The sequence below is a fragment of the Tatumella sp. JGM118 genome (assembly GCF_018257515.1).
Taxonomy (GTDB): Bacteria; Pseudomonadota; Gammaproteobacteria; order Enterobacterales; family Enterobacteriaceae; genus Tatumella; species Tatumella terrea.
The window spans coordinates 377,692-392,124 of record NZ_JAERJR010000001.1; the positions used below are offsets into that span (position 1 = coordinate 377,692).

General features: G+C 52.2%; 15 protein-coding genes. 8 read left to right on the forward strand and 7 right to left on the reverse strand.

What is annotated here, in order from left to right; genetic code table 11:
* Positions 1 to 519 precede the first annotated feature (519 nt).
* Positions 520 to 723: an ogr/Delta-like zinc finger family protein gene (locus tag JK223_RS01750; protein WP_212712641.1), complete on the forward strand. Its 204-nt coding sequence runs from the start codon at positions 520 to 522 to the stop codon at positions 721 to 723.
* A 1,132-nt stretch (positions 724 to 1,855) separates the two neighbouring features.
* On the opposite strand, the gene JK223_RS01755 is transcribed toward JK223_RS01750, so the two are convergent.
* From JK223_RS01755 to JK223_RS01765, 4 genes are all read right to left on the reverse strand, one after another.
* A complete protein-coding gene (locus JK223_RS01755) occupies positions 1,856 to 1,999 on the reverse strand; it encodes a hypothetical protein (RefSeq protein ID WP_212712488.1) in 144 nt (47 codons plus the stop codon).
* Positions 2,000 to 2,015: 16 nt separating this feature from the next.
* Complete coding sequence (gene proX, locus JK223_RS01760; protein WP_212712489.1) at positions 2,016 to 3,011, reverse strand: glycine betaine/L-proline ABC transporter substrate-binding protein ProX; 996 nt, start codon at positions 3,009 to 3,011, stop codon at positions 2,016 to 2,018.
* A gap of 632 nt (positions 3,012 to 3,643) precedes the next feature.
* Complete coding sequence (yniD, locus tag JK223_RS16835; protein WP_249213400.1) at positions 3,644 to 3,748, reverse strand: small membrane protein YniD; 105 nt, start codon at positions 3,746 to 3,748, stop codon at positions 3,644 to 3,646.
* Between the two features lie 130 nt (positions 3,749 to 3,878).
* Positions 3,879 to 4,202 carry a DUF6388 family protein gene (locus JK223_RS01765; protein ID WP_212712490.1) on the reverse strand — a complete coding sequence of 108 codons (324 nt, stop codon included), beginning with the start codon at positions 4,200 to 4,202 and terminating at the stop codon, positions 3,879 to 3,881.
* Between the two features lie 183 nt (positions 4,203 to 4,385).
* Here JK223_RS01765 and yedD point away from each other — a divergent pair, with 183 nt between their 5' ends.
* Positions 4,386 to 4,859: a lipoprotein YedD gene (gene yedD / locus JK223_RS01770; RefSeq protein WP_212712491.1), complete on the forward strand. Its 474-nt coding sequence runs from the start codon at positions 4,386 to 4,388 to the stop codon at positions 4,857 to 4,859.
* Between the two features lie 36 nt (positions 4,860 to 4,895).
* Here the strand turns inward: yedD and JK223_RS01775 are convergent, their stop codons facing one another.
* The 3 genes from JK223_RS01775 to fliD are packed head-to-tail and all read right to left on the reverse strand — an operon-like array spanning position 4,896 to position 7,043.
* Positions 4,896 to 5,195 (reverse strand): hypothetical protein, encoded by a 300-nt coding sequence (locus JK223_RS01775; protein WP_212712492.1) that lies wholly within the window; start codon positions 5,193 to 5,195, stop codon positions 4,896 to 4,898.
* The gene (gene fliS / locus JK223_RS01780; RefSeq protein WP_212712493.1) at positions 5,192 to 5,602 is read right to left on the reverse strand and encodes a flagellar export chaperone FliS; all 411 of its coding nucleotides are present in this window, start codon (positions 5,600 to 5,602) and stop codon (positions 5,192 to 5,194) included. Before fliS ends, JK223_RS01775 begins: the two co-directional genes overlap by 4 nt.
* Before the next feature lie 10 nt (positions 5,603 to 5,612).
* A complete protein-coding gene (gene fliD, locus JK223_RS01785; RefSeq protein ID WP_212712494.1) occupies positions 5,613 to 7,043 on the reverse strand; it encodes a flagellar filament capping protein FliD in 1,431 nt (476 codons plus the stop codon).
* A gap of 232 nt (positions 7,044 to 7,275) precedes the next feature.
* Between fliD and JK223_RS01790 the strand changes: the two genes are divergently transcribed.
* The 6 genes from JK223_RS01790 (at position 7,276) to JK223_RS01815 (ending at position 14,421) form a co-directional block, all read left to right on the forward strand.
* Positions 7,276 to 8,094 carry a flagellin gene (locus tag JK223_RS01790; RefSeq protein WP_249213401.1) on the forward strand — a complete coding sequence of 273 codons (819 nt, stop codon included), beginning with the start codon at positions 7,276 to 7,278 and terminating at the stop codon, positions 8,092 to 8,094.
* Between the two features lie 77 nt (positions 8,095 to 8,171).
* Positions 8,172 to 11,894 (forward strand): glycosyltransferase, encoded by a 3,723-nt coding sequence (locus tag JK223_RS01795; RefSeq protein ID WP_212712495.1) that lies wholly within the window; start codon positions 8,172 to 8,174, stop codon positions 11,892 to 11,894.
* Entirely contained in the window at positions 11,891 to 12,700 is an 810-nt protein-coding gene (locus JK223_RS01800; RefSeq protein ID WP_212712496.1) for a glycosyltransferase family 2 protein, read from the forward strand. Before JK223_RS01795 ends, JK223_RS01800 begins: the two co-directional genes overlap by 4 nt.
* Positions 12,701 to 12,814: 114 nt before the next feature.
* Positions 12,815 to 13,534 (forward strand): RNA polymerase sigma factor FliA, encoded by a 720-nt coding sequence (locus tag JK223_RS01805; protein ID WP_212712497.1) that lies wholly within the window; start codon positions 12,815 to 12,817, stop codon positions 13,532 to 13,534.
* Between the two features lie 32 nt (positions 13,535 to 13,566).
* The gene (locus JK223_RS01810) at positions 13,567 to 14,091 is read left to right on the forward strand and encodes a flagella biosynthesis regulatory protein FliZ (RefSeq protein ID WP_212712498.1); all 525 of its coding nucleotides are present in this window, start codon (positions 13,567 to 13,569) and stop codon (positions 14,089 to 14,091) included.
* 72 nt (positions 14,092 to 14,163) lie between these two features.
* The gene (locus tag JK223_RS01815; protein WP_212712499.1) at positions 14,164 to 14,421 is read left to right on the forward strand and encodes a hypothetical protein; all 258 of its coding nucleotides are present in this window, start codon (positions 14,164 to 14,166) and stop codon (positions 14,419 to 14,421) included.
* Positions 14,422 to 14,433: the final 12 nt, after the last annotated feature.

Genomic DNA, 14,433 nt, shown 5'->3' on the forward strand with positions numbered 1-14,433 from the left:
CGAATTACCGGGTGCATCTGGTTTGCTAATATTATCCACCCCGCTACGGCGGGGTTTTTTTTCGTCTGTCCTCTCCGGGCCTGAATTACGCACTTCCTGTCGAAAATGCTTTTTCTGCCTGTCTGTGTTTTCTTACTTTTTATCTGCGCACGCCATAGTGCTGAATAAAGTACTCCCTGTGAACCAGCCCGGGTCTGAGCCGGGTGTAAATCCATGCCTGTGTCGGCCTGACAGCGGGGAGTTCTGTCCGTCCATCACCCTGACGGTGAAGTTATCCCATCACTGAGCTGATTTTCCCCGCCGGGAGTCTTTTTTTAACAACGACCGGCATAGGCCAACTGCCCGTATGAGGTATGCCGGCCACACCCACCGTGGGTATCACCCCGTAAAGGAATCTGATAAATGGCCGGTCACACGATAGCGGGCCGGTTACCGGAGGTTGCTGTTACTGACCGACCGCCGGAAGTCTGAATCTTCCCCCGCCAGCGGGGTTTTAATTGAATAAAGAAGGAGAGAATGATGATGCGCTGCCCTGTCTGCCGGCAAAATTCGCATACGCGAACCAGCCGTTACCTGACCGAAACGACCAAAGAAACGTACTACCAGTGCCGGAATATAGATTGCTCATGCACATTCAAGACCATCGAAAGTCTGGATAAAATGATCACGGCTCCGGCAATCCCGGCTTCAGCGACGGGTACCCGGCCCGCAGGCTATGACTGAGGCTTAAAGAGCGGATAAATGCTTTCAACGTCTGCAGAGGGCAGGCCAGGGGAAGCATACATGTCCGCCTTATCTTTCATGGCTGCAATGAAGAAATAGTCGCTATCGTTTAGCGCAAATGTAAACAGCAGAATATATTCACCGGCTGACTTCGTTCGGATAACGCAGTCCCTGCCTGTGAGTCCCGGGGTAAGCGGGCAGGTGAACGGTGCCGGACAGGGATAACCGATATCTGCAGCAGTTATCGGCCTGATAACGTGTGTTTCATAAGGCGTCTGTTCCATACCCAAACGGAGTGTGGTTCCGCAGTACAATGTATCGGTTGAACTGCGCGGTATGCTATCTGGCAAAAGAGCAGGGAGAGACGAGAGCAAGTGTATATTTAACCCGGATGCTATTTCCGGATCACGACGGATATCCGGGCCAGAGAACAATATTTCGTCGAAATCCTGATCGCAGAATTAAATACAGAATATGAGACGAATTTTAACGGGATGAAATGAATTTTGCCACGAGGTTATAATAATTAACCAGTTTCTGATGCTTTTTTAGTTTACTTTCCTGTCTAAAGTATTTGTGAGTGGTTTTTGGGGAATTAATCTTTGCTAAATCTGTTTTTTTCCTTATTATCCACACCGCAATCAGAATGATTTTTGGTATTTTTTTTGGGGAAAAAATGTTAAAGCTCGAAGATGTTCATGGTAAACCACTGATAATAAATAAATTAAAAGTTGTGAAGGTCGAGGGGTTTGGTAATAAAACCCGAATTTTCATCGAAGGTCAGCCCCTTCCGGTGATAACGAATTATAATTTTAACGAGATTTCAGAAATGATGTTCGGGAGCGGAAACGTTAACTGAATACACCTTAAGTTAACTGCTGACATCGGAGTACATCTAGCGCGATTAGCGAGATGACTGACGGAATAAAAATAACGGAAGGGATTCCCCTGAAATATATATTTGAATCAGCGTGTTCATCCGACGGTTACTGCCTTAAAGTCTGCAGACAGCGACGGACAACTCCGGGAATAACCCGCGTTTAAATTCTTCTGCCTGCTTTTTGTGGAACAATAGAGCACTCATCTTTCTGTCGGAAAAAATTCAGCAGTAGTCTGTGTCTGTTTTCATTACTCAAATCGATACATTACCGGTCGCCTTCAGTGCCGGAATGCTTTTATTATTCTGACGTTGCCGGCGGGGTAAGTCACTGCGGTGGACTTCGGGAAAATACTCCTGCCGTGAAGACTCACGACAGGAGGCGGGGGATGCTGCCATTCCCCGGGGCGGAGGATTACTGTTTTGCGGCTTTTTCTGCTGCTGCAATCCAGGAATTAAATTCGGCCTGGTGTGCTTTGATCCATCCGTCAACCTGTGCTGAGACATCCGCGCTGGTATTTTCACCATTATGCATGCTCATGTTTTGCTGGCTGATATCCTGTAATGGGATCTTCATGACGCTAAAGAGTTTTTTGGCGGCCGGGTTTTTATCAGCCCAGGCTTTATTTACCAAAATATTTTCGACGTTGACATTGAACCCGTAATTTTTACCATTCGGTAAACGTGTATCTGTATTTGGCTGACCTGCAGGGGCCGCAGAAAACGGTACTGTCAGCCAGACGACATCTTTACCTGGCTTCAGGATATAACTCACCCAGTAAGGCGTCCAGGTATAATACAGGATAGGTTTTCCTGCTTTATAGCGGGATATCACGTTGGCAATCATCGCTGAATAGCTGCCCTGATCCTGTTCCACGGTTTGACTCAGGCCGTAGGCTTTAATCTGGGCGTCGATGACTTTACCGCAAGACCAGCCAGCCTCACATCCGGTCAGCGAGGCTTTACCGTCACCGGTATCATCAAACAGACGGGCAATTTTAGGATCTTTTAATTGCGAGATGTCGGTGATGTGATATTTCTCAGCCGTCTTTTTATCAATCAGATAACCCTGGGCTGCACCGGTAATATAAGGGCCGGCACGAAAGAAGGCTTTACTCCCCCCGGCGGAATTATACATATCGCTTTGTAACGGCTCCCAGTCGACGGTCAGGAATGTGGCATCCCCTCTGGCCACCGAAGCATAAGCTACGCTGTAGTCGACTTCCTGAGTTGGCTTAACATCATAGCCTAATTTAGCTAACGCACGGTTCGCTAATTCAGTCTGGAACGATTCCTCCGCCAGCGGACTTTTTACCGCCTGTACAGAAATTCCTTTACCCGGAAGATCCTGTGCTGCTGCAGTTCCGCAAAGAGAGAATATTAATGCAGGGAGAATTATTTTTTTATTCACATGTGGCTCCTGTTGTTCAGATCTTATTTACGCTAACAATCCCTGGCGCGGAAATCAAATTTAATTACCTTAACCCCGCGATGCAGATAAATATTCTATTTTTCCCGAGGAATACATGATATCCGCAAACAGGAAGGGCTTTTTAAACAGCCAGCGGGGCGGTGAATAATACCCTAAAATATTCCTCAGCTTATTATCACCAGCGGAAGTAGTTTCGGCAGTAATATCGGCCAAATATCATACGCTATACCAACTAATAGTTAACCTTCAGGAAAAGGCGTTTCTCCCGGAAAACCGTTGGCCTTGGGGGCAACGCTTGAAATTAATATCATGACAGAATATCGTTTTTTTCTGCATTATTTCATGAAATGAAATTGAATGCGCCGTACAGAAGATAATCCGTATCTCTGCAGGGAGGGCCAATATCAGAAGCGGATTTGATCATTTAACGCTGCAGAATAATCTCCGGCATTTTTCCGGCAGATTTATCTGGTAAAAAAGGGGGGTGACCAGGGTATTATTCTGCAATAAGAGCAACGCTGCAGAACCTGTGGGGGATATGTGCAGACTGGCAGGCGATGTATGTTGCCTGACAGATAACCGAATCGTGGCAGCAGGGGGCAGGCCCGGGGTTATCCCCAAATCATCGCAGCCCAGCGCAACATCAGCAGACCCAGACAGATAAATACCAGAACCAGTACCATTTTCCCGTATTTTTTACTTCGGTGATTTGCCATTCAGCGAGTTCCCGGCGGTCAGTTTCAGACTTAGGTTTACAGTATCAGAAGCGATCATAACAGACAATCAACAGAACACAGGGGATAGCTTTCCCCTGTGTTTTCATACTGCTTATCTGGCAGCTATCGGTCAGAGTTCATTTTTAATCAGAAACTCTTCCCAGGTCATACCCAGCGCCTCGGCATGACTTTTCAGATAATTCTCAATGGCTGTGGCTGCCACTTCTTTATCCGGCTCCGCCAGCTGGATAGAAAAGATCATCCCATCCAGTTTTTTCTGACGCAGAAACGCGGCATAAATACGTTCGGCCTGAAGCGCACGATAGGTTTCAAGGTCCATACCCGCTTGTTTTGCTTCTTCTTCTGAGATTTCGTTCAGGGCATGAGTAAAGTCAGGATGGGCCGCGAAAAACATGTCACGGGCAATTTCATAATATTGTTCGGGCGTTTTCATAGTATTCTTTATTGGATCAAACATCCGGCAATTGTATCCGCTCTGCGGACGAATGTCAGGGTAAACACAGGCAATACCGCGGAATTCACTGCGTGATAGGGGCTGTTCAGGGGCTGCAATAGCACGAGGACGCTATATAATGATCGGAAACAGGTACCGGTATCGGGTCAACAGAGAAAGTATATGAAAAGATGGATGTTATTACCTTTGCTGGCATTAGCTGGCTGTGCGCAGATCGATAATTACCCGCAGGCCGTCAAGGTGCCTGCACCGGCAGGAATGGCAGGCGTCTGGCAAAGCGATGGTCCGCAATCAGCCCTTGTCAGCCCTCAGGCGATGGCCTCTCTGCTGATCAGTCCGCAGGGAGATACTCTGGATTGTCGCCAGTGGCAACGGGTGATTGCTAAACCCGGAAAGTTGTCTCAGATTGATGATGAACTGGTCAATATTAACCGCCAGTTACGGGTGATGCCGATCACGCTAACAAACGGGGTGATGCACTACGACGGGCTGAGCCTGAAAAAAGTCACACAGCCGACCAGCGAGTGCCGTAAAGCGTTGGCCGAATCCAAAGATCATCCTAAACAACAGGTTATCCAGGATATCCAGCCGACCCTGATGCAGAACCACTTTGCGGATGGCAGCACTGCCGGTTAAGTGACCTGGCCTGCCTGTTGTCTGACGGCAGGTCAGTTACACCGAAAAATAGGCTTTAGCCACCCGTTGCTGCTGCCATGTTTCCCGAACGTTCAGGCCGGTTGTGTGCCTGGCGTCTGCGATAAGGCGGGTGAGTGCTTCATGGGCCTGCAGCAATACCTGCTGTTCACCCGGACTTATCGTGTCACCGTTATTGTCCGTCACCGGACAATGCATGGCCAGTTGCTGGTATTCCCTGACCAGTGTTTCCATCTCCGGCCAGCGTTGTTCTGAAGCCAGTTGCTGTAACTGCTGGTTCAGAGAACTGACCCTGACCAGCCAGCGCCGGGGGCTCACAGGGAACCCTCCTGACCACTCGGTAATTGCAGACTCTGTTTCCACCCGCTGGTGATATCCTTCAGCAAGCGTTCTGCTTCACTGACTGCTGCGGCATCGTTGTGCAGACTGGCCTGCAGTAACCGGAATACCATATAGTCATACAGCGATATCAGTTGCGCTGCCAGCGGATCTTCACGCCATTCCAGCAATGGCCCTTTCAGGCCATTTTCGATGATATTCATCGCCCGGGACAGGGCCGGGCCTTTACCTTTGATGTTGCCATCATCGATATACAGGCGCGCCTGAGCCAGTGCATTGAGTGCTCCCTCAAATAACAGGGTGGTCAGTTGTGACTGACTGGCACTGAGCACCGCACTTTCCACACTTATCGTTGCGTAAGCATTGGCACCGGTCATGCTTTTCATGCGGAGTTCCTTATTTATCCGATGAAGCATCAAACTGAGATGCCAGGTACTGGCGGGTCTGATCCATCTGCGACATCAGTTTATTCAGTTGAGTAAATTGCGTCTGATACCGTGCCATAGTGGCATCGATAGAGGACTGCATGGCGTCATAGCGCTTACTTAAGCCATCATAATTACTGTTGAGTGAGTCGATGGCATTGGCCAGCATTCCTTTTTTACCGTTAGCATCGCTCAGCATGTCGTTAAGAGTATTGTTCATTTGAGTGGCAAAACCGGAGGTTTTACCATCGCCGGTGAAAAATGCAGCCACGGCCTGAGGGTTATCCTTGAGGGCATTTTCAAGCTGAGTATCATCCACCATCAGCGCACCGGACGAACCGTCAGATTGTTTCGTCGGGTCGATAGTGATCCCTAATTGGGCGAGGATAGAAAAGGCTCCCCCCTGTGATTCTGACAGCATCGATTGCAGACGGGACTGAATGTTTCTGACCGTATTATCCCCCATCAGCGGTCCGTTGCTGCTGGTGTCGTTCGTGGCTGCCCCGGTGCCAGCGAAACTGGTCAGGCTGCTGATCAGTGATTGCAGTTTGTTATAGGCGGCAACCCAGTCTTTAATCGCTTTTACGCTGTCATCACTGTTGGTACTGATTTCCAGCGTCTCAGCCTGAGCTGATACCGCTTTCAGGTTCAGGGTGACGCCATCAGGCGCGTTGGTCACTGTATTACTTTTACTTTCGACTTCGATACCATTTACCGTCAGTTTCGCATTCTGCCCGGCATCGGTCAGTTTCATCCCTGAAGTGTCGTCCCCTGCAGAATAGCCAATGACACCTTGCAGCGTATCATCACCACTGACGCTGACCGAAATAGTATTGTCAGCGCCGGTATCTTTGGCGGTCAGCGACAGATAATACTCGCCATCGCTGGCCCGGATACTGGTGGCGGTTACCCCGGCATCACTTTTATTGATAGCGTTGACGATGCCATCCAGCGACGTTTCATCGTCTGATAACGTAATTTCAACGGGTTCGCCGTCACCGGTCTTCAGGGTCAGTGTACGGGTGCCTCCGTCGGTATTACCGAGAGGTTCTGAGTGACTGCTTATTTTACCGGAGAGCAACGATTGTGCCGTGGCGAGTTGTTCCACATTGATCTGATAATTGCCGGGCACGGCGTTGCTGCCAGTGGTGGCGGTAAATGCCGTATTGGTACTGTTGACTGCCGTGGAATTAAAAGATGAGGACTTTGTCAGGGCTTCCATCGCACTCTGTAAACTTTGCAGGCAACTTTTAAGCTGGCCAAATGCAGAAATTTTGTTCTTACAGGCGGTCGCCTCACTGGTAATGGGCGCCAGTTTAGCCATTTCTGCGTTCTGCAAATTATTGTACAGCTCTGACAAGTCTAATCCTGAACCGATATCCAGATTACTGATTGCATTCATGCTTATATTTCCTGTCGTGGGGAGATATCCGGAGTATCGGCAAGAGGAAAAAAATATTTATTTTTCGTCCCGGGAAAGAGAGCAGGGGCGGAGACTTACCGGGAGTACCTGATGCTTTTTTTAGCCTGATGTCTAAAGTTCGCCCCGGCATTTCCGATATCAGTCATGAACGCAAAATGATTCAACCGTTTTGCTTATCCGATGAATATTTTTTTATTGAAGGGTATAAATTATGGCTGTTATTAACACGAATATTATGTCGTTAACGACCCAGAACAACCTGAACAAAGCGCAGTCAGCGCTGGGTACCGCCATTGAGCGCTTATCGTCCGGTTTACGTATTAACAGTTCGAAGGATGATGCCGCAGGTGAAGCTATTGCCAACCGTATGACATCCAGTCTCCGTGGGCTGACTCAGGCCGCCCGCAATGCTAACGATGGTATCTCCCTGGCGCAAACCGCTGAAGGTGCGCTGAACGAAATCAACTCCAACTTACAGCGTATTCGTGAGCTGACGGTGCAGGCGAAAAACGGGACCAACAGTGACGATGATATCAGTTCTATCCAGGCTGAAGTCGATGCCCGTCTGGCGGAAATCAAACGTATCGGAAGTGCCACTACCTTTAACAACATTGAGTTGTTTGATAGTAAGGGGACAGCGATCAACATTCAGGTCGGAGCGGGTGACGACGCTGCCGCGAATGTCATCTCGATTTCTCTGTCGGATGATGGCTTTAAAGCCAGCACGCTGGGCAGCGATTTCAGCGTGAGCGGTGATACCGGTCTGGCCGACATCGATGCCCGGATCTCTTCTGTCGATGCTGCCCGTAGTGGATTGGGTGCAATTCAGAACCGCTTTGAATCTACTATCAATAACCTGAATGCGACGATCAACAACCTGTCAGCCTCTCAGTCGCGTATCCAGGATGCGGACTATGCGACCGAAGTGTCCAGTATGTCGCGGGCACAAATTCTGCAACAGGCAGGTACCTCAGTACTCTCTAAAGCCAACCAGGTCCCGCAGACTGTGCTTTCTTTACTGCAAAACTAATCAACGCTGTCAGATTTTCCCGGAACCCCGCAGTGCGGGGTTTTGTCTTTGGTTCGCGCAGAGTGTCAGGGGTAGGCATGCAGAAAATACTTTTTTCAATCGACAGGTTGCAGAGGGCCACGGCGGCCGAAGCGACCGTTTTCGGGCTGGCGGGCTGGTTTATCCGCCAGGGATGGACGGTGGATGTCTGCGCCAGAGTCATCAGTCGTCAGTATCAGCAGCGTCTGTCAGCGCTTTCCGACCACGGGAAGGTCCGTTGTTTTACTGATGCGCCGGAACAGGGCGTGACACCCTTCAGCGATAGCGGTGAAATAACCTATGACCTGGTCTGGGTTTGTAACGGTTATCTCGCCAGCGGGATCCTGCACAGTCTGCAACAACGCTGTCTGCGCGGACAATTTCTGTTCCAGCATATCTCCTGGCCCCTGAAGCCACAGTACCATCAGTGTGCCACCGAAAAAGCGCTATCATGGCGTACCCTGACGGACTCTGCCTTCCACTATGCATCACTGGCCCTGGGGGGGATCACGCCCCCGGCGCTGACATTATTGCCACTGGCTTATAATGACACCGACCCCGTATCGGATGACGAACCGCAGGAGCCGGCGGGGGATCTGCAGCGGGTGCTCTGGGCCGGAGAACTTACGGCTACACAGAAGGACACCCTTGGCCGGGACTTTACGCGACGAGGGATCCGCGTGGACTTTATTTGCGGTCAGGAAAGCGCGGGGGAACTGACGAATCAGCAACTCACTCGCTATCAGGTGGTCGCCGGTGAACATCAGCTGATAGCCAGAGCTCTCTGTCTGGGGATCCCTGCCTGCATTACCGGAAAAGCCGGCTGGCAGGGGTATCCTGCACACGATGATTTACTGGCGGCCGCGGATAACTTTTTCGTCGCGGCTGACTGCCCGCCAATGGAATGCGGGCAGTGGGCAGAGGCGCTGATCAGCGGATATCAGGCCGCCCTGCAGCGAGCGGCAGACTTCCGGGAAGAGGCGTGTGAAAGCTGGTCTTATTCTGCGCTATTACCTCCGTTGCTGGCCAGGCTGCCCGCCCCGGAATTACGGGTGCCGGATACCGCCGCTGCCGAAGAATGGCGGTTGGCCCAGGGTGTCCTGGCCAGTCTGGCCGTTAAGCGTCAGCCTCTGGAACGCTGGCTGAAACACCGCTGTTTGTCGGAAACACGGCGGGCGGTTCTTTCTGCCATGGTGGCCGCCCATCCGGGCACCGGACGGATCGGGGTGATGATCACCGGCCCGCAGTTGCAGAGTGGCGCGACAGAGCGGACGTTACTCTCCCTGCAGCAACAGAGCCTGCCGCCGGAGAGTGTTGTGTTGGTGACCGATGAGGTTTCTGCGGGGTTTAGTCATCTTACCGACCGCCTGCTTCCGGCTTCAGCCGGACGCCGTGAACTGCTGGAGGTCATCGGACAATCAACGGCGAATAGCTGGCTGATGCTGCAGCCGGGGACCAGGTGTTTGCCGGATACGCTGCTACTGTTTGCCGTTTACCTGCTGGAACATCCGCACACCTCACTCTGTTACAGTGATACGCTGGAAGGGGAAGAGATGGCTGATGCCCGTCTGAGCCTGAAGCCGGATTGTAATATTGATCTGTTACGGGCCTGTCACTATCCCGGAGAGGAATTACTGGTTACCGGTACCTGTCTTAGCCGTTTTCTGCCAGAGTCTGCCGGTTCTTCTCCTCTGCCGATGGCTGAGCTGATGTGGCGCGCTATCGAAACGTACGGGCCGGGCACCCTGGGTCATCTGACGGAGGCATTGCTACTGATCCCGGACCGATCTCCGCCGGCGGATAACGGTGAGGCACGCCGTGACGAGGTTCGCCGGCATCTGGCGCGCTGTGGCATTGACGGGGTGGTGACGGCCGGTCCGGACAACGCGCCGGATCGTGTCCGCTACCTGCAGTCTGCCAGGCCGCAGGTCAGCATCATTATCCCCACCAAAGATCATCAGAGTCTGTTAAAGCGCTGTCTTGACTCTGTCACCGGGCTGACACCGGAAGGGGGTATTGAAATCCTGATCGTTGATAACGGCTCCTCGCAGCCCGGAGCCTGTGAGTATCTGGGGCAGTTACAGGCACTTAAGCTGAGTAATCTCCGTATCCTGCACTGGTCAGCTCCGTTTAACTTCGCTGCCCTCTGTAATTTTGCGGCGGCACAAGCGCAGGGCGAATATCTTTTATTTCTGAATAATGACTGTGAGGTGACGGAATCCGGCTGGCTGACCGCACTGACCGAACTGGCACAACGACCGGAAGTCGGGATCACAGGGGCCAGAATGTGTTATCCGGATGGGCGGCTCCAGCATGCAGGGTTTATTGCCGGCCCTGAGGATTCAGTGACCGCGATCTACGAGGGTGAGAGTACGACGGCGGAAGGCTATTTTCACTGTCTGCAGGCCACCCATGAGGTGTCAGCGGTCAGTGCTGCCTGCATGATGGTCCGGCGAACATTATTCGAAACACTGGGCGGCTTCGATGCGGAAAATTTCGATTATGATCTGGCGGATGTCGATTTATGTTTCAGGGTGCGGCAGGCCGGCTACCTGGTGTTGTGGACCCCTGAGGCGACCGTCAGTCATATGGGTGGGGCAACCCGTTTATCTGCGGCACTCTCCACACCGGATCCGCAGGCGGCAGAGCGGTGTCGTGCCGCCCTACGGACGCGCTGGAAAACCGGATTATGTCAGGACATCCGGTATCAGCGACATCTTAGCCGGAGCGGCTCGCTGTTCAGCCTCTCACGGGTGACCGACAGACTGCAGTCACCCTTACCCGGACGCCCGCTACCGGTGATCGTGGCCGGTCATATCAATGAGACCGGCTGCGGCCATTATCGCGTAATTCAGCCTTACCGGTTGCTGGAGCAGCAACTGCGCGCCGAAGGCGGGTTAATCCATGGTCTGCCGGCAGCGATAGATGCGGCGGGTGTTTCTCCGGATATTGTGTTGCTGCAGATGCCCTTTGACCCGCAGATAGAACAGCGGATCACGCATCTGAAACAATATTGTTCTCCGAAGATCATCATGGAATATGACGACTATTTCATTAATCTGCCGTTAAAAAACCACCATCGCGGAAAACTTCCCAAAAATATTGTCAGCCAGTTGCGCCGTACAGTGAGCCTTGCAGACCGGCTGGTGGTGTCAACCCCGGCGCTGGCGGAGGCCTATGCCGGATTTCATCCGGATATCCGCGTAGCGCTGAACCGCCTGGACCCGGAATTATGGGGCGGGTTACCCGCAACGCGACGGCGTGGGAAAAAACCCCGCGTCGGCTGGGCCGGCGGAAACAGTCACACCGGCGATCTTGAGATCCTTCAGCCGCTGATCTGTGAACTGGCGGATGAGGTGGACTGGGTATTTATGGGCATGAAACCGCAGAGTGCGAGGTGTGAATTCCATCCCGGGGTCCCATTTGAATGGTACCCGCAAAAGCTGGCCAGCCTGCAACTGGATCTGGCATTAGTGCCGCTGGAAATCAATCTTTTCAATGAATGTAAGAGTAATCTCCGACTGCTGGAATTGGGAGCCTGCGGCATTCCGGTGATCTGCAGTGATATTGAACCTTACCGGGGGGCATTACCGGTCACGCGGGTCAAAAATCACTTCCGCCACTGGTTACGTGCAATACGGGAGCATCTGGCCGATAAAGAGGCCCTCGACCGGCAGGGCATCCTGCTTCAGCAGGCGGTACGTCGCCACTGGTTAATGACACCGTCAGCAGTGGATGAGTGGCAGTATGCGTGGCTGGAACATCAGGAGCAAAAATCATGAAAACACCTCTCGGTCGTATTGGTGTCGGCATCGTTACCTGTAATCGTCGGGAGGGATTACTGAAGCTGTGCCACTCCTTACCACGACACCTGCTGGAGGCTGTGATTGTGGTCAATGATGGCCAGCCGGAAAAAGATTATCATGATCTGGAGGTTAAACTGGTGCAAAACCCCGAAAATCAGGGGGTGGGGCGCAGTAAAAATACGGCATTGCGCTATCTGCAGCAGCAGAATATTGACCATTATTTTCTGATAGAGGATGACATTTATCTGAAAGATGAGCGGGTCTTCGAACGGTATATCAACGCTGCGGCTGAAACAGGGATACAGCATTTTAATTTCGCGTTGCACGGACAATACAATGTGAATAAAGAAGGCCATCCCCGCCCACGCTATCAGGTGAATTACCCGTCATTACGCTTACCTCTGTATCCGAGTTGTGTGGGGGCGTTTTCCTACTACAGCCGGCAGTGTCTGGAACATGTCGGTCTGATGGATGAGGATTTTTACAATGCGCTGGAGCATGTGGAACATAGCTGGCGCATCATCCGCGCCGGTATGCATCCTCCTTATTCCTACTTCGCTGATATTGAAGCATCCGGAGATTATCTCGGCGATGAGGGCTGGAGTATGAATCAGTCCACTATCTGCCGGCAAGCGAGCTTCCGTGCGATTTGCCTGGCCGCAGCGATGCAATTCCGCGAAAAGCACGGACATCAGCTTAAAGATGAACCGATTGTCGGTGAAGAGGAGGTGCTGAAGTCCCTGCGCAGTATCCGCCAGCGTTTTGCTATGACCGGCCGGTGAGACCCGGGTCTCAGCCGGTTAATAACCTGAATTTTAAGTCGTTATTTGATCGATGGCTGCGGTGTCTTGCGATTGATAATTTCTTCACGGTCTCACAGATTCAGGACGGTAACCGTGGAGAACTTATATACCGCAGAAGGTGAAGCGGATAAGCCAACCCTCTGGCGGCAATATATTCCCCTGGTAAGACATGAAGCTCTGCGTTTACAGGTCAGGCTTCCCGCGTGTGTTGACCTGGATGATCTTATCCAGGCCGGAGGCATCGGGCTACTGAATGCCCTCGACCGCTACGATGCCGGTCAGGGCACCGCCTTTACCACTTACGCGGTACAGCGTATTCGCGGGGCGATGCTGGACGAGCTAAGGAGCCGTGACTGGGTTCCCCGCCGCGTTCGCCGGCAAGCCCGTGAGGTTGCATCGGCGATTGCCGCGCTGGAACAGATTTCTGCTCAGCCGGTGAGAGAGCAGGATATTGCCGACCGGATGAAGATAAGCCTGGCCGATTACCGGCAGATCCTTCTGGAAACTAACACCAGTCAGTTGTTTTCGCTGGAAACGCTGTGTGATGAGAGCGGGGACAGTGCAGAACGGATCATGCCGCACTCTGAGGAAGCGGACCCTTTCCGTCAGCTACAGGACGGGCAGTTACGTGAACAGGTACTGAAGGCGATTGACGGGCTGCCAGATCGGGAGAAGCAGGTGCTGAGTCTTTATTATCAGGATGAACTGAATCTGAAAGAAATTGGCGCGGTTCTGAATGTCGGGGAGTCACGCGTCAGCCAGTTGCATAGCCAGGCGATAAAGCGGTTACGCGCTCGTCTGAAGGACGATTAACGGAATATTCTACGCCGGAGCACGTAATAACTATGAAAATGACTTATCAGCGTCTGAGCCGTTATATACGGGATTATAAATATGCGCAACATAAGTGCAGCAGCTGCGGTAATGAACTGAGCCGGGTGCGCTTATTATGTTCCGGAAAACTGATCACGCACAAAGATATTATGGCGATGGATCATCCGGTAAGTCCGGAAGAGTGGCAGGAATTTATGGCGCAATTAGAACCCGTCTGCCGTTTCTGCTCGACGATTTGCACAGGCAGGAAAGCGACATTGTTTGATATTGAAGGGTTCAAAGCGCATCTGGTCAGTGATAATACCTTGTGTCTCGCCACGGTCAGGGAATATGTGATGCGGATGCGACGACTTGACCAGATACTGACCGGAAAGGGGCTGACAGTTGCACGGCTGCCTGATTTTGGTTCCCCGTCACAATGGGAAAGACTGCTGCCTGATAAAAGCCGGATTAACTACCGCATTGCACTGACCAAATATGCCTGTTACGCGGAGAAACTGAGCGACACCGCCCATGAAGCAGAGGGCTCTGTCTGAAGCCGTAAAGGTATGTGACCCTTCTGAAGACCGCGGCCCGGCTTAACCCGGGCCGCAGGCATTTCAGGGCGCATGACGCGCCCATTCCTGTCGTCTGATAATGACTCTGCCTCCGGAGCGATGCACACCGAAGGTATCGGAAGGGGGCTGACTTTACCGCAAAACGCCGTCACCCTGTCGGAATACGTTACCGGCTCTGGCTGGCATCGCAGCTATTACCGGGGCAGCAGAAGCAATGCCGGGCGGATTCAGCCGATGCCTGGCAGACAGGCGGGAAAGGCAGTGGCTCAGGCGGGAGGCGGAGGAGGAACCATGACTGTGGCCCGGTGACCGGGCCACAGA